Source organism: Mesohalobacter halotolerans (genome assembly GCF_006120725.1).
Classification (GTDB): Bacteria; Bacteroidota; Bacteroidia; order Flavobacteriales; family Flavobacteriaceae; genus Psychroflexus; species Psychroflexus halotolerans.
The window spans coordinates 365,770-388,323 of sequence record NZ_SWMU01000003.1 but is presented as its reverse complement, the minus strand read 5'-3'; the positions used below and the strand labels follow the sequence as shown (position 1 = coordinate 388,323).

The window sequence follows — 22,554 nt, the reverse complement described above, 5'->3', positions numbered from 1 at the left end:
ATTAAATCTCTACTTCAAATACCAATATTGATTTGCCTGATACTTCTCGTGTCTTGTAAAAATAAAAGTGAAGATCAAAAGCCTATGCAGAATCAAAAAAGTAAAGACCTAACCGCAAAAGCAATTTTAAGTAACCCTGACTATCTCGCTATTTCTTATGGTGGTTATCGCCAAAATACTAGAGATAAACAACCCACAATTGCACAATTAAAGCAAGACTTAAAAATACTTGACGCAATTGGTATCAAAATTTTAAGGACTTATAATGTACGCTTGCCACATGCCGCTAACGTTTTAAAAGCTATCAAAGAGCTCAAGTCCGAAAATCCAGAGTTTGAAATGTACGTAATGCTAGGTGCTTGGATAGATTGCAAAAACGCCTGGACAGATAAGCCTTTAAACCACAATGTTGGAAGTGTTAATAATAAAGAAGAAATTAATAGGGCTGTAGAACTTGCTAATATGTATCCAGATATTGTCAAAGTGATTGCGGTAGGAAATGAAGCCATGGTAAAATGGGCAGCGCTATACTATGTAGAGCCACATATTATCCTGAAATGGGTAAAATACTTACAAAACTTAAAAAAAGAAGGTCAACTGGATAAGAACTTATGGATAACGAGTTCAGACAATTTTGCCTCTTGGGGTGGAGGAAGTCCAGAATATCACACCCCAGAACTTAACGAGCTCTTAAGGGCTGTAGACTATTTATCTATACATACCTACCCGATGCACGATACCCATTACAATCCTACATTTTGGGGAGTTTTGCCAAAAGAAAAAAAACTAAAAAACTTAGAAATTCTTGACAAGGTGATGAATAGAGCCTTGAGTTACGCCGTTTCTCAATACGACAGTGTTGCTAATTATATGCAAAGCTTAGGGGTTAAAAAACCCATTCATATTGGGGAAACAGGTTGGGCAAGTTTGTCAAACCATCTTTACGGTGAAAAGGGCTCAAAAGCTACAGACGAATATAAGCAGGCCCTGTATTACAATAAAATTAGAGCATGGTCTAAAAAGAACAAGGTTGCATGTTTCTATTTTGAAGCTTTTGATGAACCGTGGAAAGCTGCTCATAATCCATTAGATTCAGAAAACCATTTTGGATTGTTTACCGTTGATGGAAAAGCCAAATACGTACTTTGGGATGAAGTTGACCAGGGATTGTTTAAGAACCTAAAACGTGGCAAAAATACCATTAAGAAAACTTACGGCGGTCAAAGAGAAGACCTTTTGCTTGATGTCAGTATGCCCGATGTGAAAAAAGAGATTACACCGAATCATTGAAACCATGAATTAAAAGACCGAGTCATGAAAAATTTAATTTTAATCCAATTATTAATTATCGCAATTGTAATGAATTCGTGTTCAAAAGAAGAAAAACAACTTTCGGCTCAAGTCATAGAAACTTCGAGAAGTGGAAATAAATTGACCGAAATTAAAGAATTTAAACAAGCCAATCCTACATCAAGTATTTCAATAGATACTAGTAAAACCTACCAAACATATACAGGATTTGGTGGCGCTTTTACAGAATCTTCAGCTTATCTACTCAATCGATTGAGTAAAGCAAATCGTGATAAAATTATTAATGCCTATTTTGGACCCGATGGGGCAAGATATTCTTTAACGAGAACGCATATGAATTCTTGCGATTTTTCATTAGACCAATACTCTTATGCACCTGTTAAAGATGATATGAGGCTAGAAAATTTTAGTGTAGCTGAAGATACTGCCGACTTAATACCTTTTATCAAAGATGCCATGAAAGCATCAAAAGATGGTTTCAAAATATTTGCTTCACCATGGACAGCTCCACCGTGGATGAAAACCAACGAGGATTGGGTTGGAGGAGAACTTGATCCAAAATATTATGAGACTTGGGCGCTATTCTTCTCAAAATATGTAGATGCTTACAAAGATAAAGGTATCGATATTTGGGGTTTCACCGTTGAAAATGAACCTTTAGGAAACGGAAATAACTGGGAAAGTATGCATTATACACCTAAACAAATGACAGATTTTGTTGTCAATCACTTAGGACCTCAACTTGAAAAAGATGGTAAAGGAGATTTAGTCATACTAGGTTATGATCAAAACAGATCACACTTAAAAGAATGGGTCGATGAAATGTATAGAGACGATATCTCTAAAAAGTATTTTGATGGCACGGCAGTGCATTGGTACGATAGTACTTTTAAAATTTATGAAGATGAGTTAGAATATGCTCATGATAAAGCTCCTGAGAAGTACCTCATAGAAACGGAAGGCTGTATAGATGCTCAAGTCCCAGTATGGAAAGATGATGATTGGTATTGGAGAAAAGAAGCTACAGATTGGGGGTATACTTGGGCCAAAGAAGAAAATAAGCATCTTCACCCAAAGTATAGTCCAGCTTACAGATATGCGAGAGACATCATCGGTACGATGAACAATTGGGTAGATGGATGGGTTGACTGGAATATGGTTTTAGACCGAAAAGGTGGGCCAAATTGGTTTGAAAACTGGTGTGTAGCACCAGTAATTGTAGACCCAGATCAAGATGAGGTATATTTCACTCCTTTGTATTATGTTATGGCACATTTTAGTAAATATGTTAGGCCTGATGCAAAACGCATACATCACCAATCTTCAGACAAAGATTTGCAAGTTACTGCAGCGCAAAACCCGGACGGTTCCATAGCGGTTATTGTTTTTAATCCAAATAAAGAGACTAAAGTTTTTGATCTAAAACATAACAATGTTTCTAAAACAATATCTATCAGTCCTCAAGCATTACAAACCATAATTCTATAAAGTTATGTCAAAAACACCATCTACACATAAAGTTCCCGTAGGACAAAAGGCAGCATTTGGTGCTGGACATTTTGTTCTCAATCTATTACCTGGAGTCTTAGGTGTCTATTTGCAAGTATTTATTTTAACTGCATTTGGAATGGATCCAGTATGGGCTGGGTTGCTAGGTGGTTTACCACGAATATTTGATGCCCTAACAGATCCTGTGATGGGCTTCATTTCTGATAATACCAAATCGAGATGGGGAAGACGAAGACCTTATATCTTCAGTGGTGCCGTCATCAGTGGAATTCTGTTTATTTTAATGTGGCAATTAGATGAAAATGCCTCTATGACATTTAACTTTTGGTATGTCATGATATTGCAAATTCTTTTTCTTGTTGGTAATACCATGTTTGCAACACCACTGGTAGGTTTGGGTTATGAAATGACACCAGATTACAACGAGAGAACTCGCTTGATGAGTTTAGCCAACTCCATGGGGCAAATTGCATGGATGATCGTACCGTGGTTATATGTCATTATTCCAGATCCTTATACTTTCGATAATCCCGCACAAGGGGTTAGAACAATGGCAATTATTGTCGGTGGAGTTTGCATTGGGTTTGGAATTCTTCCAGCATTATTTTGTAAAGGAATTGATGATTCTCATATGGAAAACAGAGAAGAAATCAATTTTAAAACTTTAGCTTCTAATCTCAAAAAACTCTTCAAAGGTATAGTTCAGGTTTCTAAAAATAAACCCTTCATGAAACTATGTGGAGCAACATTCCTAGTTTTCAATGGATTTCAATTGGTTGCAGCATTTTCAGTGTTTATTATTGTGTTTTATATTTACGAAGGTAGCTGGGCCCTGGCAGGAACTTGGCCAGCTTGGTTTAATACCTTAAATGCTGTAATTACTGCTTTTATCGTAATTCCTATCATTTCCAAAATGGCAACCAAAATAGGAAAACGCAATGCCTTTTTAGTCTCTACCTTTATTTCAATTGTTGGTTATATCCTTAAGTGGTGGGGTTTTGATGCTGAACTTAACGAACAATTCAATCAAACTGAATTAGGAATGAGTTTAACCAATGGTCTAGCGACAATTTTTGATGCTATAAATCCTTTTCTGGATAGTGTTGGGATGACCTGGTTTAGCATAGAAGTTGAAAATGGTGTCCCATGGCTAATGTTTATACCTATCCCATTGTTTGCTTTTGGGATGGGAGGCTTATTTACATTAATGATGAGTATGACGGCTGATGTATGTGACTTAGATGAGCTAGAAAACGGAATGCCCAGAAAAGAAGGAACTTTTGGTGCTATTTATTGGTGGATGGTCAAAGTAGGTCAGGCCTTAGCAATCATTCTGAGTGGTGTAATATTAAAGATAGTAGGTTTCGACCAAAACATTACAGACCAATCTATTGAAACTATGACTAATTTAAGGATAGCAGATATTGTTGTTCCTGCTTCTACCGCAGCCTTAGCCTTTATCGTGATGTGGAAATACAACCTCGACGAAAATCGAGTTAAGGGAATAGGTAAGGCCTTAAAGCTTAGGAAAGCTAAGCCCGGTAAACCAAATTCTTTTTATCAAACTAGAAAACTTCAGTCTTTATTATCTGATGATTTAAAATCTGATAATAAATATGATACCGATTTTTCCTCAAAAACAATAGATGAAGCTAGAAAAGAATTTTCTAAAACTTTAGATAAAGGCGTGCATGGCTTTTGTTTTAGTCCTTATGTCGATGGACAGGATGTCGATGATGAGCTTTCTGAACAACAGATTAAAAGACGCATCAAAGTTATTAAGCCCTACACAAAGTGGATAAGATCTTTCTCCTGCACAAATGGTAATGAACTCACTCCAAAAATAGCCAAACAAAACAACTTAAAAACAGCAGTGGGTGCTTGGATTAGTCAAGATACAGAACAAAATCAAAAAGAAATAGATGCCTTGATCAAACTTGGTAAAGCAGGTTTGGTAGATATTGCTGTTGTTGGTAATGAAGTTTTATTACGTAATGAGCTTACCGAAGCTGGCCTTTTAAGCTATATCAAGGAAGTAAAAAGCGCGTTGCCTGATATCCCTGTCGCTTGTGTTGAGGCATACTATATTTTTAATGAACATCCTAAATTAATAGAAACTTGTGATGTTATACTTATGAATTGTTATCCTTTTTGGGAAGGTGCTCACATTGATATTGCAACCTCCTATTTACGTCAAATGTATCATATAGTTAAAGAAAATGCACAAGGCAAACCCGTCATGATTGCAGAAACGGGCTGGCCTAATCTGGGCTCAAATACTGAAGAGGCTCAGCCTTCTTTACTAAATGCGATCAGATACTTTGTCAATGTCAATCAATGGGCAAAAGCTGAAGATATTGACCTATTTTACTTTTCATCTTTCGATGAGTCCTGGAAAGTTCACCATGAGGGTGACGTAGGAGATCGATGGGGAATATGGGATAAAAATGAAAATTTAAAATACAATTAAAATAAAATATGTCTTACAGAAAAGAACAACAACTCACAAAAGAGTATAAAAAATTTTTAGCCTCCTTAGATGAACATAATTACTCAAAAGGCTTAACTAAAAAAGAGCTTGTCGAGCTCTTTCATAAAATACTTAAAAATGGTATCCACGGACTCGGTTTCAGTATGTATGAAGATGGCCAAGAACCAGGAGATCATATCACTGAAGAACAGGTGATGCGCCGAATGAAAATTCTTAAGCCTCACATCAAATGGATAAGATCATTTTCCTGTATTGAAGGCAATGAGTTTGTTCCTAAGGCCGCCAAAGCATTGGGTATAAAAACCCTTGTTGGAGCATGGATTGGTGACGACAGAGAAAAAAACCGTCAGGAAATTGATGCGCTTATCGATATGGCCAATAAAGGTTTAGTCGATATCGCTGCAGTTGGTAATGAAGTCTTATATAGAAATGATATTCTTTTAGAAGAACTGAAAGAGCATATCAAAGAAGTTCGACAAGCTATTCCTAAAGATATTCCGGTAAGCTATGTTGATGCCTATTATGAGTTCAGCGTACATCCTGATTTAACAGAACTTTGCGATGTCATACTAACCAATTGTTACCCATTTTGGGAAAGCTGTCACATCGATTATTCTTTAGCTCACATGCAACAAATGTACGGTCAGACATTGTCTGCTGCACAAGGCAAAAAAGTCATTATTACCGAAACGGGTTGGCCAAGTCAAGGCGAAAGTCTTGGGGCAGCACAACCTTCAGATGAAAACTTTTTAAAATATTTTATTAATACACAGTTGTGGTGTGAAAAAGCTAATGTAGAGTGTTTCTATTTTTCATCCTTTGATGAGTCATGGAAGATTGGAGATGAAGGAGATGTCGGAGCTTATTGGGGTTTATGGGATAAGCATGAAAAGCTTAAATATTAACACTTAAACACTACATGTAAAGATAATGTATAGGTAATTTTAACACTACAACGTTTTAGTTTTGCTATATTTGTAACCAAATTAAATTTAAAATTTATTATATTATGAAAAAAATTACGCTATTAATTTTGTTTTTCGTGGCTAGCCTTATTGGCTATAGTCAAGAACTTGTAACAAATGGTGATTTTGAATCTGCAACAACAGGTGCTTGGTTTGGAAATGCTTTTAACATCGTAACACAAGGTTCAAATAACCTTAATCAGGCTAATGTAACATCAGCGGGTGCTCCATTTGATGTTAATCTAAGCCAAGTAATAGATTTGCAGGATGGCTTAACTTATGAATTAAATTTCGATGCTTTTACTGATACTAACACTGGAACTAGAACAATTATAGCTGGTTTAGGGCAAAATGGAGGGGATTTTACATCTCTTACCGAGCAACCTACTTTAACGTCAACACCTCAAACATTTACTTTTCAATTTACAGTAAATTATGGTGATAATGTAGATGATCGAGTGTTATTTGACATGGGAGCAGAAACAGGATTTGTTTTTATTGATGACGTATCAGTTATTGAAGTTACTACAACTTGTAACAATGGTGTTCAGGATGGAGATGAAACAGGTGTAGACTGTGGTGGTTCAATTTGTCCACCATGTGTTAATCCTCCATCGGGTCCTCCAACGACACCACCAGCTAGAGATCCATCTTCTGTATTATCAGTGTACAGTGATGCTTATACACAAGCACCAACTGATGGTTTTCAAACTTTTGGTGGGGCAGTAGTTACAGAAATTGATTTATCTGGTAACGGTATCCAACAAGTTACTACCCCAGTTACTGGTTCTGGTTTACAGTATCAATATTTTGGAGTAACACCACAATTCTTGGATCTATCAGCAATGACCAACATGCATATCGATTTCTATTTTGAAGGAAATCCGAGTGCTCCAGGAACAATTTTAATTGTTATTGCTCAATATTCAGACGGAACTAATATTCAGGAAAATTTTGATGTGACGGCATTAGCACCGAACACCTGGCATGAAAATGATATCCCATTTGCGGATTTCGATGCCAATTCAGGTAATCCAAGGGATGAAATACAACAAGTCATTGTTCAAGTTGCTGGGGCAGATGGTTCCATTACAGGTCCATTCTATATTGATAATTTATATTTCCACGACAACACAACTATAGGGACAGAAGATTTCACATCAAATAATTTTTCAACTTATCCAAACCCCACATCTGATAGTTGGACAATAACTTCACAGAATGAAAATATCAAAACTGTTGAAATTTTCAACACTCTGGGTCGTTTAGTCAAAAGTTTTGCTGTAAACGATCAATACACGCAAATCAATGCTTCTGACCTATCTAGTGGTATTTATTTTGCAAAGGTTTCTGGTGGTAATAACCAAGTCAAAACTTTGAAACTTATTAAAAAATAAATTTTAAGGGGTGTGTAAAGTATAAAGCTTGTATCAATTTTGGTACAAGCTTTTTTTTGTGCACTTAAAAACTAGACTATTTCTGATAGTTTTGTAATATATTTGGTATTTACACTTTTAACAAATCCATATCATGAAATACTTACCAATCACATTTATATTATCACTGTTTTTAACTCTATCCTGTACAAAATCGAAAGATACTGACAAGTCAACTGATAAAGGCCAAAGCTATCGACCTCAAGTAGATTCTTTATTGAGCTTGATGACCCTTGAAGAAAAAGTAGGGCAAATGGTACAATACAGTGGAGGATGGGACATAACCGGGCCCGAATCAGACAATAACAAACTCAAAAAACAACAAATTAAAAAAGGCTTAGTTGGCAGTATGCTCAACGTCACTTCAGTTGAGAAGGTTAGAGAAGCTCAAAAATTAGCCATAGAAAACTCAAGACTCAAAATTCCTATGATTTTTGGTTATGATGTAATACATGGTTATAAAACTATGTTTCCACTGCCACTAGCCGAAGCAGCAAGCTGGGATCTTGACCTCATGGAACGTACGGCACAAGTTTCTGCCAAAGAAGCGGCAGCTGCAGGAATTAATTGGACATTTGCTCCTATGGTTGATATCTCAAGAGACGCTAGATGGGGTCGAATCATGGAAAGTGCTGGTGAGGACACTTATCTTAACACTGTGGTCGGTCTAGCTAAAATGCGAGGTTACCAAGGTGAGAGTTTATCTGATGTTAATACAATAGCTGCTTGTGCCAAACATTTTGCGGGCTATGGCTATGTTAAAAGTGGTAAAGAGTATAATACTGTTAGCATTGGTGAACACGAATTACACAACGTGGTTTTGCCACCTTTTAAAGCTTTAGCCGATGCAGGTATTGCCTCATTTATGAACTCATTTAGTGATATGGATGGTATTCCAGCTACGGCGAGTTATAGATTACAAACTGAAGTATTAAAGGAAAAGTGGGACTATAACGGGATGATTGTTTCCGATTGGGGTTCAGTTGAAGAGTTAAGTATTCACGGTATCGCTAAAGATGATGCAGAGGCGGCCAAAATCGCGGCAAATGCTGGTAATGATATGGGTATGGAAAGTTCTGCCTATGCAAAACATTTGGTTCAACTCGTCAAAGATGGAGAAGTTGACGAAAGCCGCATTGATGACGCTGTAAGCCGTATCCTTACTTTAAAATACAAGCTTGGTCTGTTTGATAACCCTTATAAATACTGTAATGAAGAAAGAGAAAAAACCAGCATTTACACCAAAGCACATTTAGATTTAGCCTATGAAGCAGCTTTAAAATCTATAGTTTTGCTTAAAAATAAAGATAAAGTTCTACCAATTTCAAAAGATGTAAAGTCCATAGCTCTAATTGGCCCTTTAGCAGACGATAAAAATTCACCTTTAGGAAACTGGAGAGCAAGAGCAAAGGATAATTCTGCCATCTCATTGTATGAAGGTTTAAAGGAAAAATTACCTTCAACTATAGATTTAAAATACCATGAAGGGGTTGATTATGTCATTTCAGGAGAAAATTTTGCCACACCACTCAAAATTAACACCACAGATGATTCAAAAATCAAAAACGCAGTACAATTAGCCAAAAGTCAGGAGCTTGTTATTCTTGCTGTCGGTGAAAATGCATTCCAAAGTGGTGAAGGCAGAAGTAGAACGGATATCTCCTTTCCAGGACTTCAAGAGCAGCTTATAAAAGCGGTTTATGATGCCAACCCTAATACAATTATGGTGCTAATGAATGGTCGTCCTATGGACATCAGTTGGTCTGCCCAGAATATACCAGCTATTGTAGAAGCATGGCATCTCGGTTCTCAAGCAGGTTATGCCATAGCAGATGTACTACTCGGAAATTATAATCCTTCTGGAAAATTGCCCGTATCTTTTCCTCAAAGAACAGGACAAGAGCCTTTTTTTTATAGCCATAAAAATACAGGTCGTCCAGATGTCAATCCTTATGATATTATTCACAGCCAACATAATGACGTCCCAAATGACCCGGTATTCGCTTTCGGTCATGGCCTAAGCTACACAACCTTCGAATATGGGGATATTCAGTTGGATAAAGATAGCTTCAGCAAGGGAGAATTTATTAACGTCCAAATCGATGTTAAAAACACTGGTCAGAGGGTTGGTCATGAAATCGTTCAACTCTATATCAGAGATTTGGTGGGGAGTATTACAAGACCTGTCATAGAATTGAAAGACTTTAAAAAAATACACCTCAAACCCGGCGAAACCAAAACTGTTGAATTTGAAATAAGTGAAAGCACTATAGCTTTTTATACCATCAGTAAAAAATGGGAAGCTGAGCCAGGTGAGTTCAAGGTGTTTGTAGGGAGCAGTGCAATACAGAATACATCTAAGTCTTTTTATTTTAAGTGATTAAAGACATTTTTTAATTCCTTAAATTAATTTTGAAAAAATAAAAACTAAAATTTATAATTTAAAAAAAATATCTATAAATTTGTTAAAAATATTGTATTATGGAAAACTATTTAGATCAAATTATCGACTTATTAGTCGCTTATGCGCCAAAAGTTCTTGGTGCAATTGTAACCCTTATCGTAGGGCTCTGGCTTATTAAAATCATTGTAAAAGCTGTTAGAAAAAATATGGAAAAAAGAGGCGTTGACGCAAGTCTTGTACCTTTTTTATCTACCATTTTTGCAGTTGCACTTAAGATCCTGCTGTTTGTAAGCGTAATCGGGATGGTCGGGGTTGAAGCAACTTCGTTTGTAGCAATTCTTGGTGCAGCTGGTCTTGCAATTGGTCTCTCTTTACAAGGAACGCTGCAAAACTTTGCAGGAGGTGTTGTACTCCTATTACTCCGTCCCTTTAGAGTTGGAGATGTCATTGACGCAAAAGGCTACCTGGGAACGGTTCAGGAGATCCAAATATTTTACACCATTCTTCATACCTTCGACAAAAAAGTGGTTTATATTCCAAACGGTGCTTTAGCTAACTCAGACATGACCAATCTTTCTCAACAAGACGACAGAAGAAACCAATGGACTTTTGGTATTGGCTACGGCGATGATGTTGCAAAAGCTAAAGAAGTTATACAGAAACTTATTGACGCCGATGATAGAATACTCAAAGACCCTGAGCCATTCATCGCTGTACATTCATTAGGGGATAGCTCTGTAAATATTGTTGTAAGAACTTGGTCAAAAGCAGCCGATTTATGGCCTGTATATTTTGATATGAACGAGAATGTATATAACGAATTTGCGAAAGAAGGGCTAAATATTCCATTCCCTCAAATGGATGTCCACTTACACAAACAAAACAATTAGTTTTTATTTAGCATACATTAAAATACGGCTAAGATATTGTCTTAGCCGTATTTTTTTTATTTAATATAGAAACTAGAATATAAAATAAAATTATAAGAGGAACAGCAATAAATTGAAGCCATACAAGCATGACAGTAGAAACCACTAAGAATAAAAATACAACTTTATTTTCTTTATATATGAAGGACTTCAACTTCAATGAAAACAATTCAACTTTCATATTGAGCAAAACAACACTCATCAAACTTAGGCTAATGAGAAATATATCATTTAAAATCAACCGGTTTAGCCAATCAATATTTTCGTATTTTAAAATAAATGGTAAGCTCAAAATTAAAATAGCGTTTGCAGGTGTTGGCAAGCCTATAAACTTGTCTGTTTGATTTTCGTCTATATTAAATTTTGCTAATCTGTAAGCAGAACCTAGAGTAATAGCAAAAGCGATAAAAGCATACCAAAGGCTCTTACTTTCAATAGAAAATTGAAATGAACCCAATCCCACTAAATCTTTTGATAATAATTGAAAAATAACCAAAGCGGGAACAACACCACTTGTAACCAAATCAGCAAGGGAATCAAGCTGTTTACCGAGTTCACTACTTACCTTTAAAAGCCTTGCGGCTAATCCATCAAAAAAGTCTAAGAAAATGCCCAATCCAGAACAATAGGCAGCCAAAATTAACTCGCTTTCCATGGCAAAATAGATACCTATACAGCCCATTAGTAAATTGAGCAACGTTATGAGGTTTGGGATAAAAGCTTTCAAGGTTTTGATTTTGTTAATTTTAGCACATAATTTTCGACTCAATGCAATATGAATGACCAAAATAAGTTTTATATACCATATAATTAAAGATATTTGTCAAAAAATTGTATCACTTGAGAGGCGTAGTCGGTTTAATTTTATTAATGTCATTGGCACTTCAAAGTCAAACCCGTAAATATTCTAACGAATTTTTAAATATAGGTGTAGACGCTGCTGCCTTCGGAATGTCTAATGCTGTTACAGCAAGTTCAAAAGATGTCAATTCAGTATATTGGAATCCTGCCGGTTTGGTTCATCTTGACGACTGGCAGTTCTCTGCTATGCACGCTAGCTACTTTGCTAATATTGCCAACTACGACTATATCGCTGGAGCAAAACCTTTAGACCAGAAAAGCGCTATCGGTTTCAGCATTATACGTTTTGGTGTCGATGATATATTAAATACCACACAGCTAATTGACGAACAAGGTAATATCGATTTTGATCGTATCAGCCTATTTTCCACGGCAGATTACGCCTTTACAGTGTCTTATGCTAGAAACCTTCCTATTCAAGGTTTAAGCTATGGTGTTAATGCAAAAGTCATCAGACGAAATATTGGAGATTTTGCATCCGCATGGGGGTTTGGTTTTGATGTGGGTGTTCAATTTTCGTCAAAACAATGGGAATTTGGCTTTATGGCCAGAGATATTACCACAACGTACAACACCTGGACAATCGACGAAGAAATATTCGCCACCATTCAAAATGCCGTTGAAGGTCAAAATCAGGAGCTGCCGGAAGACACCGAAATTACACTCCCAAAATTACAGATGGGTATGGCTCGACAGTTTGAAATCAATAGAGATTTTGGACTCAAAGCTGCATTAAATATGGACTTAAGGTTTGCCCAAACCAATGATATTTTTTCTACCTCTAATGTCAGTGCAACTCCAGCATTTGGTTTTGAAGCAGATTATACTGATATGGTTTATCTTCGCGGTGGTGTAGGAAATTTTCAAAATGTCAGACAACTCGACGGCTCAGAAGATATCGGGTTTCAGCCTAATTTTGGGGTGGGATTTAAGTATAAAGGCATCCAAATTGACTACGCCTTTACCGATATCGGCGACCAAAGCGTCGGTCTCTATTCCAACGTGTTTTCTATCAAACTCGATTGGCAAATGTTTAGACCTTAAATCTCCTAATATTTTTTGGGGCTTTTAACGGGCTATCCGCTATATCTTTTCGCCTACAGTTAAGTATCACAAGCCCTGCCAGTGCTTTTCAAAAAGCATTGGCAGGGCTGTTCTACTAAAAACTTTAGTCAAAAAGGATGCCGCTTCTATCCCTAAGCCAACAAAACCCTCGTTATTATCCCAACTTCACTCAATAAAACATTAGTGCATTCGTAGCATTAAAAAAACCTTAATTCTCTTAACTTCTTAATGTTTACAAAAAACAACTAAACTTAAATAAGCATTAGTGCATTCGTAACATTCAAAACACAGGTTATTTAAAATCAAAATTAATACATTCGTTGCTTTAGAAAAACAATTCATCCAATTAAACCTTAGTGCATTCGTTGCGGTTCAGAATCTTAATAATAAATTCACAAATTTGTTATGCGTGCATAGTAAATTTTTATTACATTTGAACATACTTTTTTTACGATGAGAGATAAGACCATAGATTATGTATTGAGGGCTGCATGGATTGCAGTAGCAAAAATGTACAATGAAGAAGCAGGTAAAAAAGGCTCGACCATGGCGACTGGTTTTGTTTTGCTCAACATCGATCCGGAGCATGGAACACCATCAACTTCTCTCGGCCCAAAAATGGGTATGGAAGCAACCTCATTGTCAAGAACCCTTAAAACCATGGAAGAAAAGGACTTGATTGAAAGAAAACCAAACCCGGAAGACGGACGAAGTATTTTGATTTGTCTTACAGACTTTGGTGTTAAAATGCGTGAATATTCAAAGGAAGTGGTTTTAACTTTTGACCAAAAAGTAAGGGAAAACATAAGTGAAAATGACCTTAAAACTTTCATCGAAGTAGCCAATACGATTATTGACATGATATCAAATCGAAAAATTTTTAACCAAACTAAAACGATTTCGACATAAATTATAAACGATATGAAACGACGTATAAATAAAGTAGCTGTTGTAGGCTCAGGAATTATGGGAAGCGGGATTGCATGCCATTTTGCCAATATTGGCGTTGAGGTGCTTTTGCTTGACATTGTTCCTCGCGAGCTGAATGACAATGAGAAAAAACAAGATAAAAGCTTAGAAGACAAGTCGGTTAGAAACCGAATTGTCAACGATGCTCTGCAGAACTCCTTAAAATCAAACCCTTCTCCAATTTATCATCCAGATTTTGCTTCGCGAATAACCACTGGCAACCTTGAAGATGATATCGCCAAAGTCAAGGATGTGGATTGGATTATAGAAGTCGTGGTTGAACGTTTGGACATTAAGCAACAGGTTTTTGAAAATCTAGAGAAGCATCGAACACCTGGAACTATAATCTCATCAAATACATCAGGTATTCCAATCAAGTTTATGACCAAAGATAGGAGTGAGGATTTTAAGAAGCATTTTTGCGGGACGCACTTCTTTAACCCACCACGTTATCTAAAGCTTTTAGAAATCATACCTGGCCCGGACACTTCTGAAGAAGTTTTAGAGTTCTTGAACGATTACGGCGAAAAGTTTTTAGGCAAAACAACTGTTATAGCCAAAGACACACCTGCATTTATTGGTAATCGTGTTGGGATTTTTAGCATTATGAGTTTATTCCACATGGTCAAGGACATGGATATGACTATAGAAGAGGTCGATAAACTTACCGGTCCGGTCATTGGTCGACCAAAGTCTGCGACCTTTAGAACAGTTGATGTAGTTGGTTTAGATACACTGGTTCACGTAGCCAATGGCCTCTACGAAAATGTGCCCGATGATGAACGGCATGAATTGTTCAAACTCCCGAATTTTATCGAAACCATGATGGACAATAAATGGTACGGCAGTAAAACAGGACAAGGGTTTTATAAAAAGATCAAACATAAAGATGGTTCTAGTGAAATCAAATCTCTAGATTTAAATACACTAGAATATCGTGAAAAACAACGTGCAAAATTCTCAACTTTAGATAAAACAAAATCTATTGATGAGGTTGCAAAACGCTTTCCCGTGCTAGTTGATGGCGATGATAAAGCAGGAGAGTTTTACAGAAAAAACTTTGCTGCATTATTTGCTTACGTACAACATAGAATCCCAGAACTCACTGATTCCATTTACAAAATTGATGACGCCATGAAAGCTGGTTTTGGCTGGCAACACGGGCCTTTTGAAATATGGGATGCGATTGGGCTAGAAAAAGGTATAGAGCTCATGAAAGATGAAGGCTTTGAATTGTCCGACTGGATTTCAGAATTAGCCGATAGCCAAACTAAAAGTTTTTATTCCGTTAAAAATGGAGCAACCTATTTCTACGATATCGATCAAAATAAACACACCAAGATTCCTGGTCAAGATGCGTTTATCATTTTAGATAATATTCGTGAAAGTCAGGAAGTTTGGAGCAACAAAGATTTGGTCGCGACTGATCTTGGAGATGGAATTTTAAATATTGAATTTCGAAGTAAGATGAATTCCATCGGCGGAGATGTTCTCAACGGAATCAACACGGCTATGGATATTGCTGAAAAGGAATTTGATGGTGTCGTTGTTTCAAACACAGGCCAAAATTTTTCAGTAGGTGCAAACATCGGTATGATCTTTATGTTTGCAGTAGAACAGGAATATGAAGAGCTCAACGGTGCAATAAAATACTTTCAGGACACCATGATGAGAATGCGTTATTCCTCAATACCTACTGTAGCGGCACCACATCAAATGGCATTAGGTGGCGGCTGTGAATTATCAATGCACGCAGACAAGGTCGTTGCCCATGCAGAAACCTACATCGGTCTAGTTGAATTTGGAGTAGGTGTTATTCCTGGTGGTGGTGGATCTAAAGAAATGACACGTCGTGCTGCCATGACCTACCAAAAAGACGATGTCGAATTAAATCGCCTCCGGGAAAATTTCCTGACCATAGGCATGGCAAAGGTGGCAAAATCGGCGCATGAAGCTTATGATCTCAATATATTAGAACAAGGTAAAGACATTGTTGTGGTCAGTCGTGACAGACAACTTGCTGTTGCTAAACAGCACGCTAAATTAATGGCCGACAATGGGTATTCACAACCTGTAAAAACCAATGATATAAAGGTGTTGGGTCGTCAGGCCCTTGGTGCTTTCCTAGTTGGCACCGATCAAATGAAAGCCGGGCGATACATCAGCGAGCACGATCAAAAAATTGCCAATAAGCTCGCTTATGTGATGTCAGGAGGTGACCTTTCAGAAGCAAATTACGTTTCTGAACAGTACCTTTTAGATCTAGAGCGTGAAGCATTTCTATCGCTTTGTGGAGAACGCAAAACCTTAGAGCGCTTACAGCACATGATCAAAAATGGCAAACCACTAAGAAACTAAAACTTTTGAATGTAAAAACTTAAAATTATGAAAGAGGCATATATAGTAAAAGCATATAGAACCGCAGTTGGAAAGGCGCCTAGAGGTGTCTTTAGATTCAAACGCCCCGATGATCTTGCGGCTGAAACCATCAATTATATGATGAAACAATTACCAGAATTCGATAAGTCTCGAATAGATGATGTGATTGTAGGAAACGCCATGCCAGAAGCTGAGCAAGGTTTGAATATGGGACGTCTGGTTTCATTAATGGGATTGAATACTGAAGAGGTACCAGGTGTCACCGTAAACAGGTATTGTGCATCTGGACTTGAAACCATCGCAATCGCTTCTGCAAAGATTCAAGTTGGAATGGCCGATTGTATTATTGCAGGTGGCTCAGAAAGTATGAGTTACATTCCCATGGGCGGCTATAAACCAGTACCCAATTACAAAACTGCACATGAGGGTCACGAGAGTTACTATTGGGGCATGGGTTTGACAGCAGAGGCTGTGGCAGAGAAGTACAAGGTAAGCAAAGAAGATCAGAATGCATTCGCTTATCAATCTCATCAAAAAGCCATAAAAGCACAAAATGAAGGTCGCTTTAAGGACCAAATCGTGCCTATTGAAGTCGAAGAGATCTTTGTAGATCACTCCAATAAAAAACAAACAAAAACCTACACCGTAGACCAAGATCAAGGACCAAGAGCAGATACTTCTGAAGAGGTCTTGAATAAACTCCGACCGGTGTTTGCAGAAGGCGGAAGCGTCACGGCAGGAAATTCTTCACAAATGAGTGATGGTGCCGCGTTTGTAATGGTCATGAGTGAGGATATGGTCAAAGAACTCAACCTCGAACCTGTGGCTAAATTAGTAAGTTACGCTGCGGCAGGTGTTGAACCCCGTATTATGGGTATAGGTCCGATCAAAGCGATTCCAAAAGCATTAGATCAAGCTGGGCTGAAACTCACCGATATTGAACTCATTGAACTTAATGAAGCATTTGCTTCACAATCTCTGGCTGTAAGCCGGGAATTAGAAATTAATCCAGACATTTTAAATGTTAATGGAGGAGCCATTGCACTCGGACATCCTTTAGGCTGTACAGGTGCAAAACTTTCAGTGCAGGTTTTTGATGAAATGAAAAAGCGAAACCTCAAAAGTAAACATGCCATGGTAACGATGTGTGTTGGGACAGGACAAGGTGCAGCTGGTATTTATGAAGTGTTCTAGAGAAATTAGAAATAAGAATCAAGAGATAAGATAAAGATTTGAAGTATAATTATTAAGTTATGGTAAAACGAAAAAGGCATAATCATCGTAACTTGAAAATTTGGAAATTAGGAACAGAAATCATGAAAGATATTTATGATATCACTTCTAGTTTTCCTAAAAAGGAAGATTTCCGATTAACGTCACAACTAACAGGTTCAGCTGTTTCGATGCCATCAAATATTGCAGAGGGCTCTGCTAGAACTGATAAAGCATTTCTTAACTATTTGGATATATCCCTTGGTTCATCTTATGAGTTAGGAACTCAACTTATCGCAGCACACCATGCAAAATATATTTCTAACCAATTATATAAAGAATTACATGATAAAAACACAGAATTTCAAAGAATGATATTAGGTTTTATAGATGCTTTATAAGAGTCTAATCTCTTATTTCTAATGTCTTATATCTTTAAAAACAATTGATAATAACAATACAAAACACATAATATGGAAACAACAGAAAAACAACAAGATATGATCCGTGGCGGTCAATTTATCGTCAAGGAAACTAAGGCAGAAGAGATTTTTACCCCAGAAGATTTTACTGAAGAACAACAAATGATGCGAGATAGCGTCAAAGAATTTGTCGATCGAGAAATTTGGCCTAAAAAAGAAGAATTTGAGAAGAAAAATTATGATCTGACCGAAGAAATCATGCGAAAAGCCGGTGAGTTAGGATTTTTAGGCGTAGCCGTTCCTGAAGAATACGACGGACTTGGAATGGACTTTGTTTCGACCATGTTGGTTTGCGATTACATTTCCGGAGCTACAGGTTCTATTGCAACAGCTTTTGGTGCTCATACTGGTATTGGAACTTTACCGATATTACTTTACGGAACTGAAGATCAAAAAAAGAAGTATGTCCCTAAACTCGCTACCGGAGAATGGTTTGGAGCTTATTGTTTGACTGAGCCTGGCGCGGGCTCCGATGCCAATTCAGGTAAAACCAAGGCTGTACTTTCAGAGGATGGGAAACACTATAAGATTTCCGGACAAAAAATGTGGATTTCTAATGCCGGTTTTTGTGACCTATTTATCGTATTTGCGAGAATAGAAGATGATAAAAACATCACCGGATTTATTGTTGAAAAAGACCTGGAAAACGGAATATCTTTGGGCGATGAAGAGAAGAAACTTGGTATCCATTCATCTTCAACACGACAAGTCTTTTTTAACGAAACAAAAGTGCCGGTAGAAAACTTGCTGGGCGAGCGTAATGGTGGTTTTAAGATTGCCATGAATGCCCTCAACGTTGGAAGGATCAAGCTTGCTGCAGCTTGCTTGGATGCGCAACGACGAGTAATTGATTCTGCTGTTAAATACGCAAACGATCGTGTGCAGTTTAATACGCCGATTTCTCAGTTTGGTGCCATACAACAAAAAATTGCTGAAATGGCTACAGCAGCTTATGCTGGTGAAGCGGCGTCCTACCGAGCTGCAAAAAATATTGAAGATCGTATCAACATGAGAAAAGAAAGTGGAAATTCTCACCAAGAGGCAGAACTCAAAGGTGTTGAAGAATTTGCGATTGAATGCTCAATTTTAAAGGTTGCAGTTTCCGAAGACATTCAAAATTGCACTGATGAAGGTATCCAAATTTATGGTGGTATGGGCTTTTCAGCCGATACGCCTATGGAATCTGCCTGGAGAGATGCAAGAATCTCTAGAATTTATGAAGGAACCAATGAGATCAACCGTATGTTGTCCGTTGGAATGTTGGTTAAGAAAGCAATGAAAGGCCACGTAGATTTCATGGGACCTGCTCAAGCGGTTAAAGATGAATTGACTGGTATCCCATCATTTGATACGCCAGACTTTTCTGAGTTACTGTCAGAGGAATTAGACATGATTAAAAAATTGAAGAAAGTATTTTTAATGGTATCTGGAGCAGCAGCTCAGAAATATGGCACAGAACTAGAAGAACATCAGCAATTACTTTTAGCTTCCGCCGATATTTTAATTGAAGTCTACATGGCTGAATCTGCTATTTTGAGAGCTAAGAAAAATGCTAACCTGAAAGGCGAAGAGTCTCAAAAAGTTCAAATAGCGATGGCCAAACTTAAATTGTACCATGCTGTCGAAAAAGTAAATGAAAAAGCCAAAGAAGCTATCATCTCATTTGCCGAAGGTGACGAACAGAAAATGATGCTTATGGGCTTAAAACGTTTTACTAAATATTACAATTATCCAAATGTTTTACAAATACGTAAAACTATAGCCGAGCGAGTGATTCAAGATAATACTTATAAGCTTTAAGTATTAATCTTATAGCATATAAAACCTGTAACTGAGTTGTTACAGGTTTTTTTATGCTACAAAAGATTATAATCAATAGGTTTAATCACTTGAATTCCTGCGGTATTTCACATACTGGTATAGCTTTTATTTTATGCTGATTTCTTGAGTTATAATCCATAAAAATATCAAAAACCTCTTTTTCTCTGCCATCAAAATCTGATGGGGTCTTCCCGAGATCCTTCATATGCATCGCCCATTCTAATTCTGGATAGGAAGCCCCAATTTGATCTTCATCCGTCCGGCTGTCACCCCATAAGCCATCAGTTGGAGGAGCTTTTAAAATATCACTATTGACTCCAATAGTTTTGGCCAGTTCATAAACTTCAGTTTTTAACAAATCGGCGATAGGGCTGATGTCAACCCCACCGTCACCATATTTGGTATAAAAACCTACTCCAAAATCTTCAACTTTGTTTCCTGTTCCAGCGACCAAAAGGTTTTCTAGAGCAGCAAAGTAATACAAAGATGTCATACGTAATCTGGCTCTAGTATTGGCCAAAGACATGAGTCTGGATTCTTCGTCATCAACATTGGGTAATGCCTCCAACAAACTTTCAAAAACAGGCGTCAAATTAACTTGAGTCATTCTCACATTGGGATATTTACTTTTGAGCCATTCAATATGTTTTATTGCTCTAGATACCTGATTTTTAGATTGATGAATAGGCATTTCTAAACAAAGAACATCTAAACCAGTTTCTGCACAAAGTGTTGAGGTCAATGCAGAATCTATTCCACCGGAAACACCAACTACAAATCCGTTTTGTTTATTGTCTTTGGCATAATCTTTCAACCATTTTACAATATGATTAATAATAGCTTGAGTTTTCATGCGTTTGTATTTTGGTATATTTGTCAAATTATTTTAAAAATAAAGAAAACTAAGTTTTAGGCCTCAACCTTAAAAGTTTTTATGAAAAAAATATTAATTGTATTTATTGTCTTTAGTGTTGGTTTACTTTTTTCATGTCAAGAAGATAGGCAAATTAAGCCTGAAATCTCAAAAATGAAATTGGATATCAATATTATCCGTTTTGATAGTATTTTTGCGAGTGCTGGTCCTCAGGATTTAAAACGGTTAAAAACAGATTATCCTTTTATGTTTAAGAATTCGATTCCAGATAGTTTATGGCAAATAAAATTAAAAGACACATTACAAAATGAAATAGAACAAGAAGTTTTAACAGCTTTTCCCGATTTCTCTGATTATCAAAATGAAATTACTTTATTTTTTAAACATCTCAAATATTATTTCCCGAAGCAATCTATTCCCAAAGTTGTAACCTTAGCCGAATATGTAGATTATAAGTCTAAAGTGGTTTTGGGTGATGATATATTATATATTTCTTTAGATAACTATCTAGGTGAAGATCATAAGTTTTACAAGGGATTACAACAATATATATCTGCATTACAAAAACCATCCCAAATCTTACCCGACATCGCCCATCAATATGCTAATCGGATGATAGATTTTCCAAATTCCCGAACATTTTTAAGCCAAATGATTTTTGAGGGTAAAAAATTGTATTTTAAATCTCGAGTCTTACCCTGGATCGAGGATCATCGTTTAGTTGGATATTTAGCTAAAGATTTTCGTTGGGCTACTGAGCAGGAGTACATGGTCTGGCAATACTTTATAGAACGAGATATGCTGTATTCCAGTAAAACCGATTTAAATAGACGCTTTTTACAAGATGCACCGTTTAGTAAATTTTATCTGGAAATTGATAATGAAACGCCACCTCGATTAGGAGCCTACATAGGTTGGCAAATCGTAAAAGCCTATGCAGAAAAACATCCTAACAAAAGTCTTAAAGCTATTTTAGAATTACCAGAACAAGAACTTTTTAATCAATCGAAGTACAAACCTTAAATTATGAGTAAAAAAACATCAGATATTCTCTTGCGTGTTACGACAGATGAAAACAAAATTCCCGAAGACATTACCTGGTCAGCTGAGGATGGAGGTATAGATCATGCTGAAGCCAAGGCGGCTTTTCTGTCGATTTGGGACCATAAGGCCAAAGAGAGTCTGCGTATTGATTTGTGGACAAAAGATATGCCAGTAGATGAGATGAAACACTTTTTTCATCAAACCCTTGTTACTATGAGCGATACTTACTATCGTGCAACGCAAGATGAAAAAATGAGTAAAACCATGAAAGATTTTTGCGATTATTTCGCCGAAAAGTTAGAGTTAAAAGACCATGAGAAATAATAACAAACCCAAACTTATATTTGTTTATAATGCGGATTCTGGACTCAAAAATGCAGTCTTAGATTCAGCACATAAAATCTTCAGTCCAAAAACTTATCAATGTAAATTGTGTGAACTCACTTATGGGGCATTTAAAGAAAAAAAGGTTTGGAAAAAATTCAGACAAGAATCTGACGTTGAGATGAAGTTTTTGCACGCTGATGAGTTTAATAAACTCTACAAGTCTAAATTTAGACCAGCATTTGAGTTGCCGGTAGTTTTAGTCGAAGACCAATATGAGCTTGATTTGCTCATGAGTCATAACACTTTAGAGCAAATCAAAACTGTAAAAGAACTCATAGATAGAATAAATAGATATATTTATAAATCAATTGAATTACCTGAATAAATGGATATCTATCCTTGAATTAATCTTAAATTAAGTATTGCATAAGTTTGACTAAAATTAAAAAACCCCTAACAGTTTTTGTCAGGGGTT

General features: G+C 36.8%; 18 protein-coding genes. 16 read left to right on the top strand and 2 right to left on the bottom strand.

The genetic code is table 11. The features are described 5' to 3' along the window. From FCN74_RS08895 to FCN74_RS08865, 7 genes are all read left to right on the top strand, one after another. On the top strand, positions 1-1,290 hold the full coding sequence (locus FCN74_RS08895; protein WP_138932240.1) for a glycosyl hydrolase family 17 protein: 1,290 nt from the start codon (positions 1-3) through the stop codon (positions 1,288-1,290). Between the two features lie 24 nt (positions 1,291-1,314). Beyond that, positions 1,315-2,799, top strand: coding sequence for a glycoside hydrolase family 30 protein (locus FCN74_RS08890; RefSeq protein WP_138932239.1), 1,485 nt, complete (start codon positions 1,315-1,317; stop codon positions 2,797-2,799). A gap of 4 nt (positions 2,800-2,803) precedes the next feature. Further along, the gene (locus tag FCN74_RS08885; RefSeq protein WP_138932238.1) at positions 2,804-5,290 is read left to right on the top strand and encodes an MFS transporter; all 2,487 of its coding nucleotides are present in this window, start codon (positions 2,804-2,806) and stop codon (positions 5,288-5,290) included. An 8-nt stretch (positions 5,291-5,298) separates the two neighbouring features. Beyond that, entirely contained in the window at positions 5,299-6,216 is a 918-nt protein-coding gene (locus tag FCN74_RS08880) for a glycoside hydrolase family 17 protein (protein ID WP_138932237.1), read from the top strand. Between the two features lie 137 nt (positions 6,217-6,353). After that, positions 6,354-7,673 carry a T9SS type A sorting domain-containing protein gene (locus FCN74_RS08875; protein ID WP_171047149.1) on the top strand — a complete coding sequence of 440 codons (1,320 nt, stop codon included), beginning with the start codon at positions 6,354-6,356 and terminating at the stop codon, positions 7,671-7,673. A gap of 133 nt (positions 7,674-7,806) precedes the next feature. Then, complete coding sequence (gene bglX, locus FCN74_RS08870) at positions 7,807-10,092, top strand: beta-glucosidase BglX (protein WP_138932235.1); 2,286 nt, start codon at positions 7,807-7,809, stop codon at positions 10,090-10,092. A gap of 101 nt (positions 10,093-10,193) precedes the next feature. Next, a complete protein-coding gene (locus tag FCN74_RS08865) occupies positions 10,194-11,006 on the top strand; it encodes a mechanosensitive ion channel family protein (RefSeq protein WP_138932234.1) in 813 nt (270 codons plus the stop codon). Positions 11,007-11,034: 28 nt separating this feature from the next. On the opposite strand, the gene FCN74_RS08860 is transcribed toward FCN74_RS08865, so the two are convergent. Beyond that, entirely contained in the window at positions 11,035-11,772 is a 738-nt protein-coding gene (locus tag FCN74_RS08860) for a CDP-alcohol phosphatidyltransferase family protein (RefSeq protein WP_138932233.1), read from the bottom strand. Positions 11,773-11,915: 143 nt separating this feature from the next. Between FCN74_RS08860 and FCN74_RS08855 the strand changes: the two genes are divergently transcribed. From FCN74_RS08855 to FCN74_RS08830, 6 genes are all read left to right on the top strand, one after another. Continuing rightward, a complete protein-coding gene (locus FCN74_RS08855) occupies positions 11,916-12,950 on the top strand; it encodes a putative type IX sorting system protein PorV2 (RefSeq protein WP_138932412.1) in 1,035 nt (344 codons plus the stop codon). A gap of 474 nt (positions 12,951-13,424) precedes the next feature. Continuing rightward, on the top strand, positions 13,425-13,880 hold the full coding sequence (locus tag FCN74_RS08850) for a MarR family winged helix-turn-helix transcriptional regulator (RefSeq protein ID WP_138932232.1): 456 nt from the start codon (positions 13,425-13,427) through the stop codon (positions 13,878-13,880). A 12-nt stretch (positions 13,881-13,892) separates the two neighbouring features. Beyond that, entirely contained in the window at positions 13,893-16,298 is a 2,406-nt protein-coding gene (locus FCN74_RS08845; RefSeq protein WP_138932231.1) for a 3-hydroxyacyl-CoA dehydrogenase/enoyl-CoA hydratase family protein, read from the top strand. 27 nt (positions 16,299-16,325) lie between these two features. Next, the gene (locus tag FCN74_RS08840) at positions 16,326-17,513 is read left to right on the top strand and encodes an acetyl-CoA C-acyltransferase (protein ID WP_138932230.1); all 1,188 of its coding nucleotides are present in this window, start codon (positions 16,326-16,328) and stop codon (positions 17,511-17,513) included. Between the two features lie 59 nt (positions 17,514-17,572). After that, positions 17,573-17,932 carry a four helix bundle protein gene (locus FCN74_RS08835; RefSeq protein WP_138932229.1) on the top strand — a complete coding sequence of 120 codons (360 nt, stop codon included), beginning with the start codon at positions 17,573-17,575 and terminating at the stop codon, positions 17,930-17,932. A 72-nt stretch (positions 17,933-18,004) separates the two neighbouring features. After that, entirely contained in the window at positions 18,005-19,813 is a 1,809-nt protein-coding gene (locus tag FCN74_RS08830) for an acyl-CoA dehydrogenase family protein (protein ID WP_138932228.1), read from the top strand. Positions 19,814-19,898: 85 nt separating this feature from the next. Here the strand turns inward: FCN74_RS08830 and nadE are convergent, their stop codons facing one another. Further along, positions 19,899-20,687 (bottom strand): NAD(+) synthase, encoded by a 789-nt coding sequence (nadE, locus tag FCN74_RS08825; RefSeq protein WP_138932227.1) that lies wholly within the window; start codon positions 20,685-20,687, stop codon positions 19,899-19,901. Between the two features lie 81 nt (positions 20,688-20,768). Between nadE and gldB the strand changes: the two genes are divergently transcribed. The 3 genes from gldB to FCN74_RS08810 are packed head-to-tail and all read left to right on the top strand — an operon-like array spanning position 20,769 to position 22,464. Continuing rightward, complete coding sequence (gene gldB / locus FCN74_RS08820) at positions 20,769-21,731, top strand: gliding motility lipoprotein GldB (protein WP_138932226.1); 963 nt, start codon at positions 20,769-20,771, stop codon at positions 21,729-21,731. Positions 21,732-21,734: 3 nt separating this feature from the next. Further along, positions 21,735-22,076 carry a gliding motility protein GldC gene (gene gldC, locus FCN74_RS08815; protein WP_138932225.1) on the top strand — a complete coding sequence of 114 codons (342 nt, stop codon included), beginning with the start codon at positions 21,735-21,737 and terminating at the stop codon, positions 22,074-22,076. After that, positions 22,066-22,464: a GTPase gene (locus FCN74_RS08810; RefSeq protein ID WP_138932224.1), complete on the top strand. Its 399-nt coding sequence runs from the start codon at positions 22,066-22,068 to the stop codon at positions 22,462-22,464. Before gldC ends, FCN74_RS08810 begins: the two co-directional genes overlap by 11 nt. Positions 22,465-22,554: the final 90 nt, after the last annotated feature.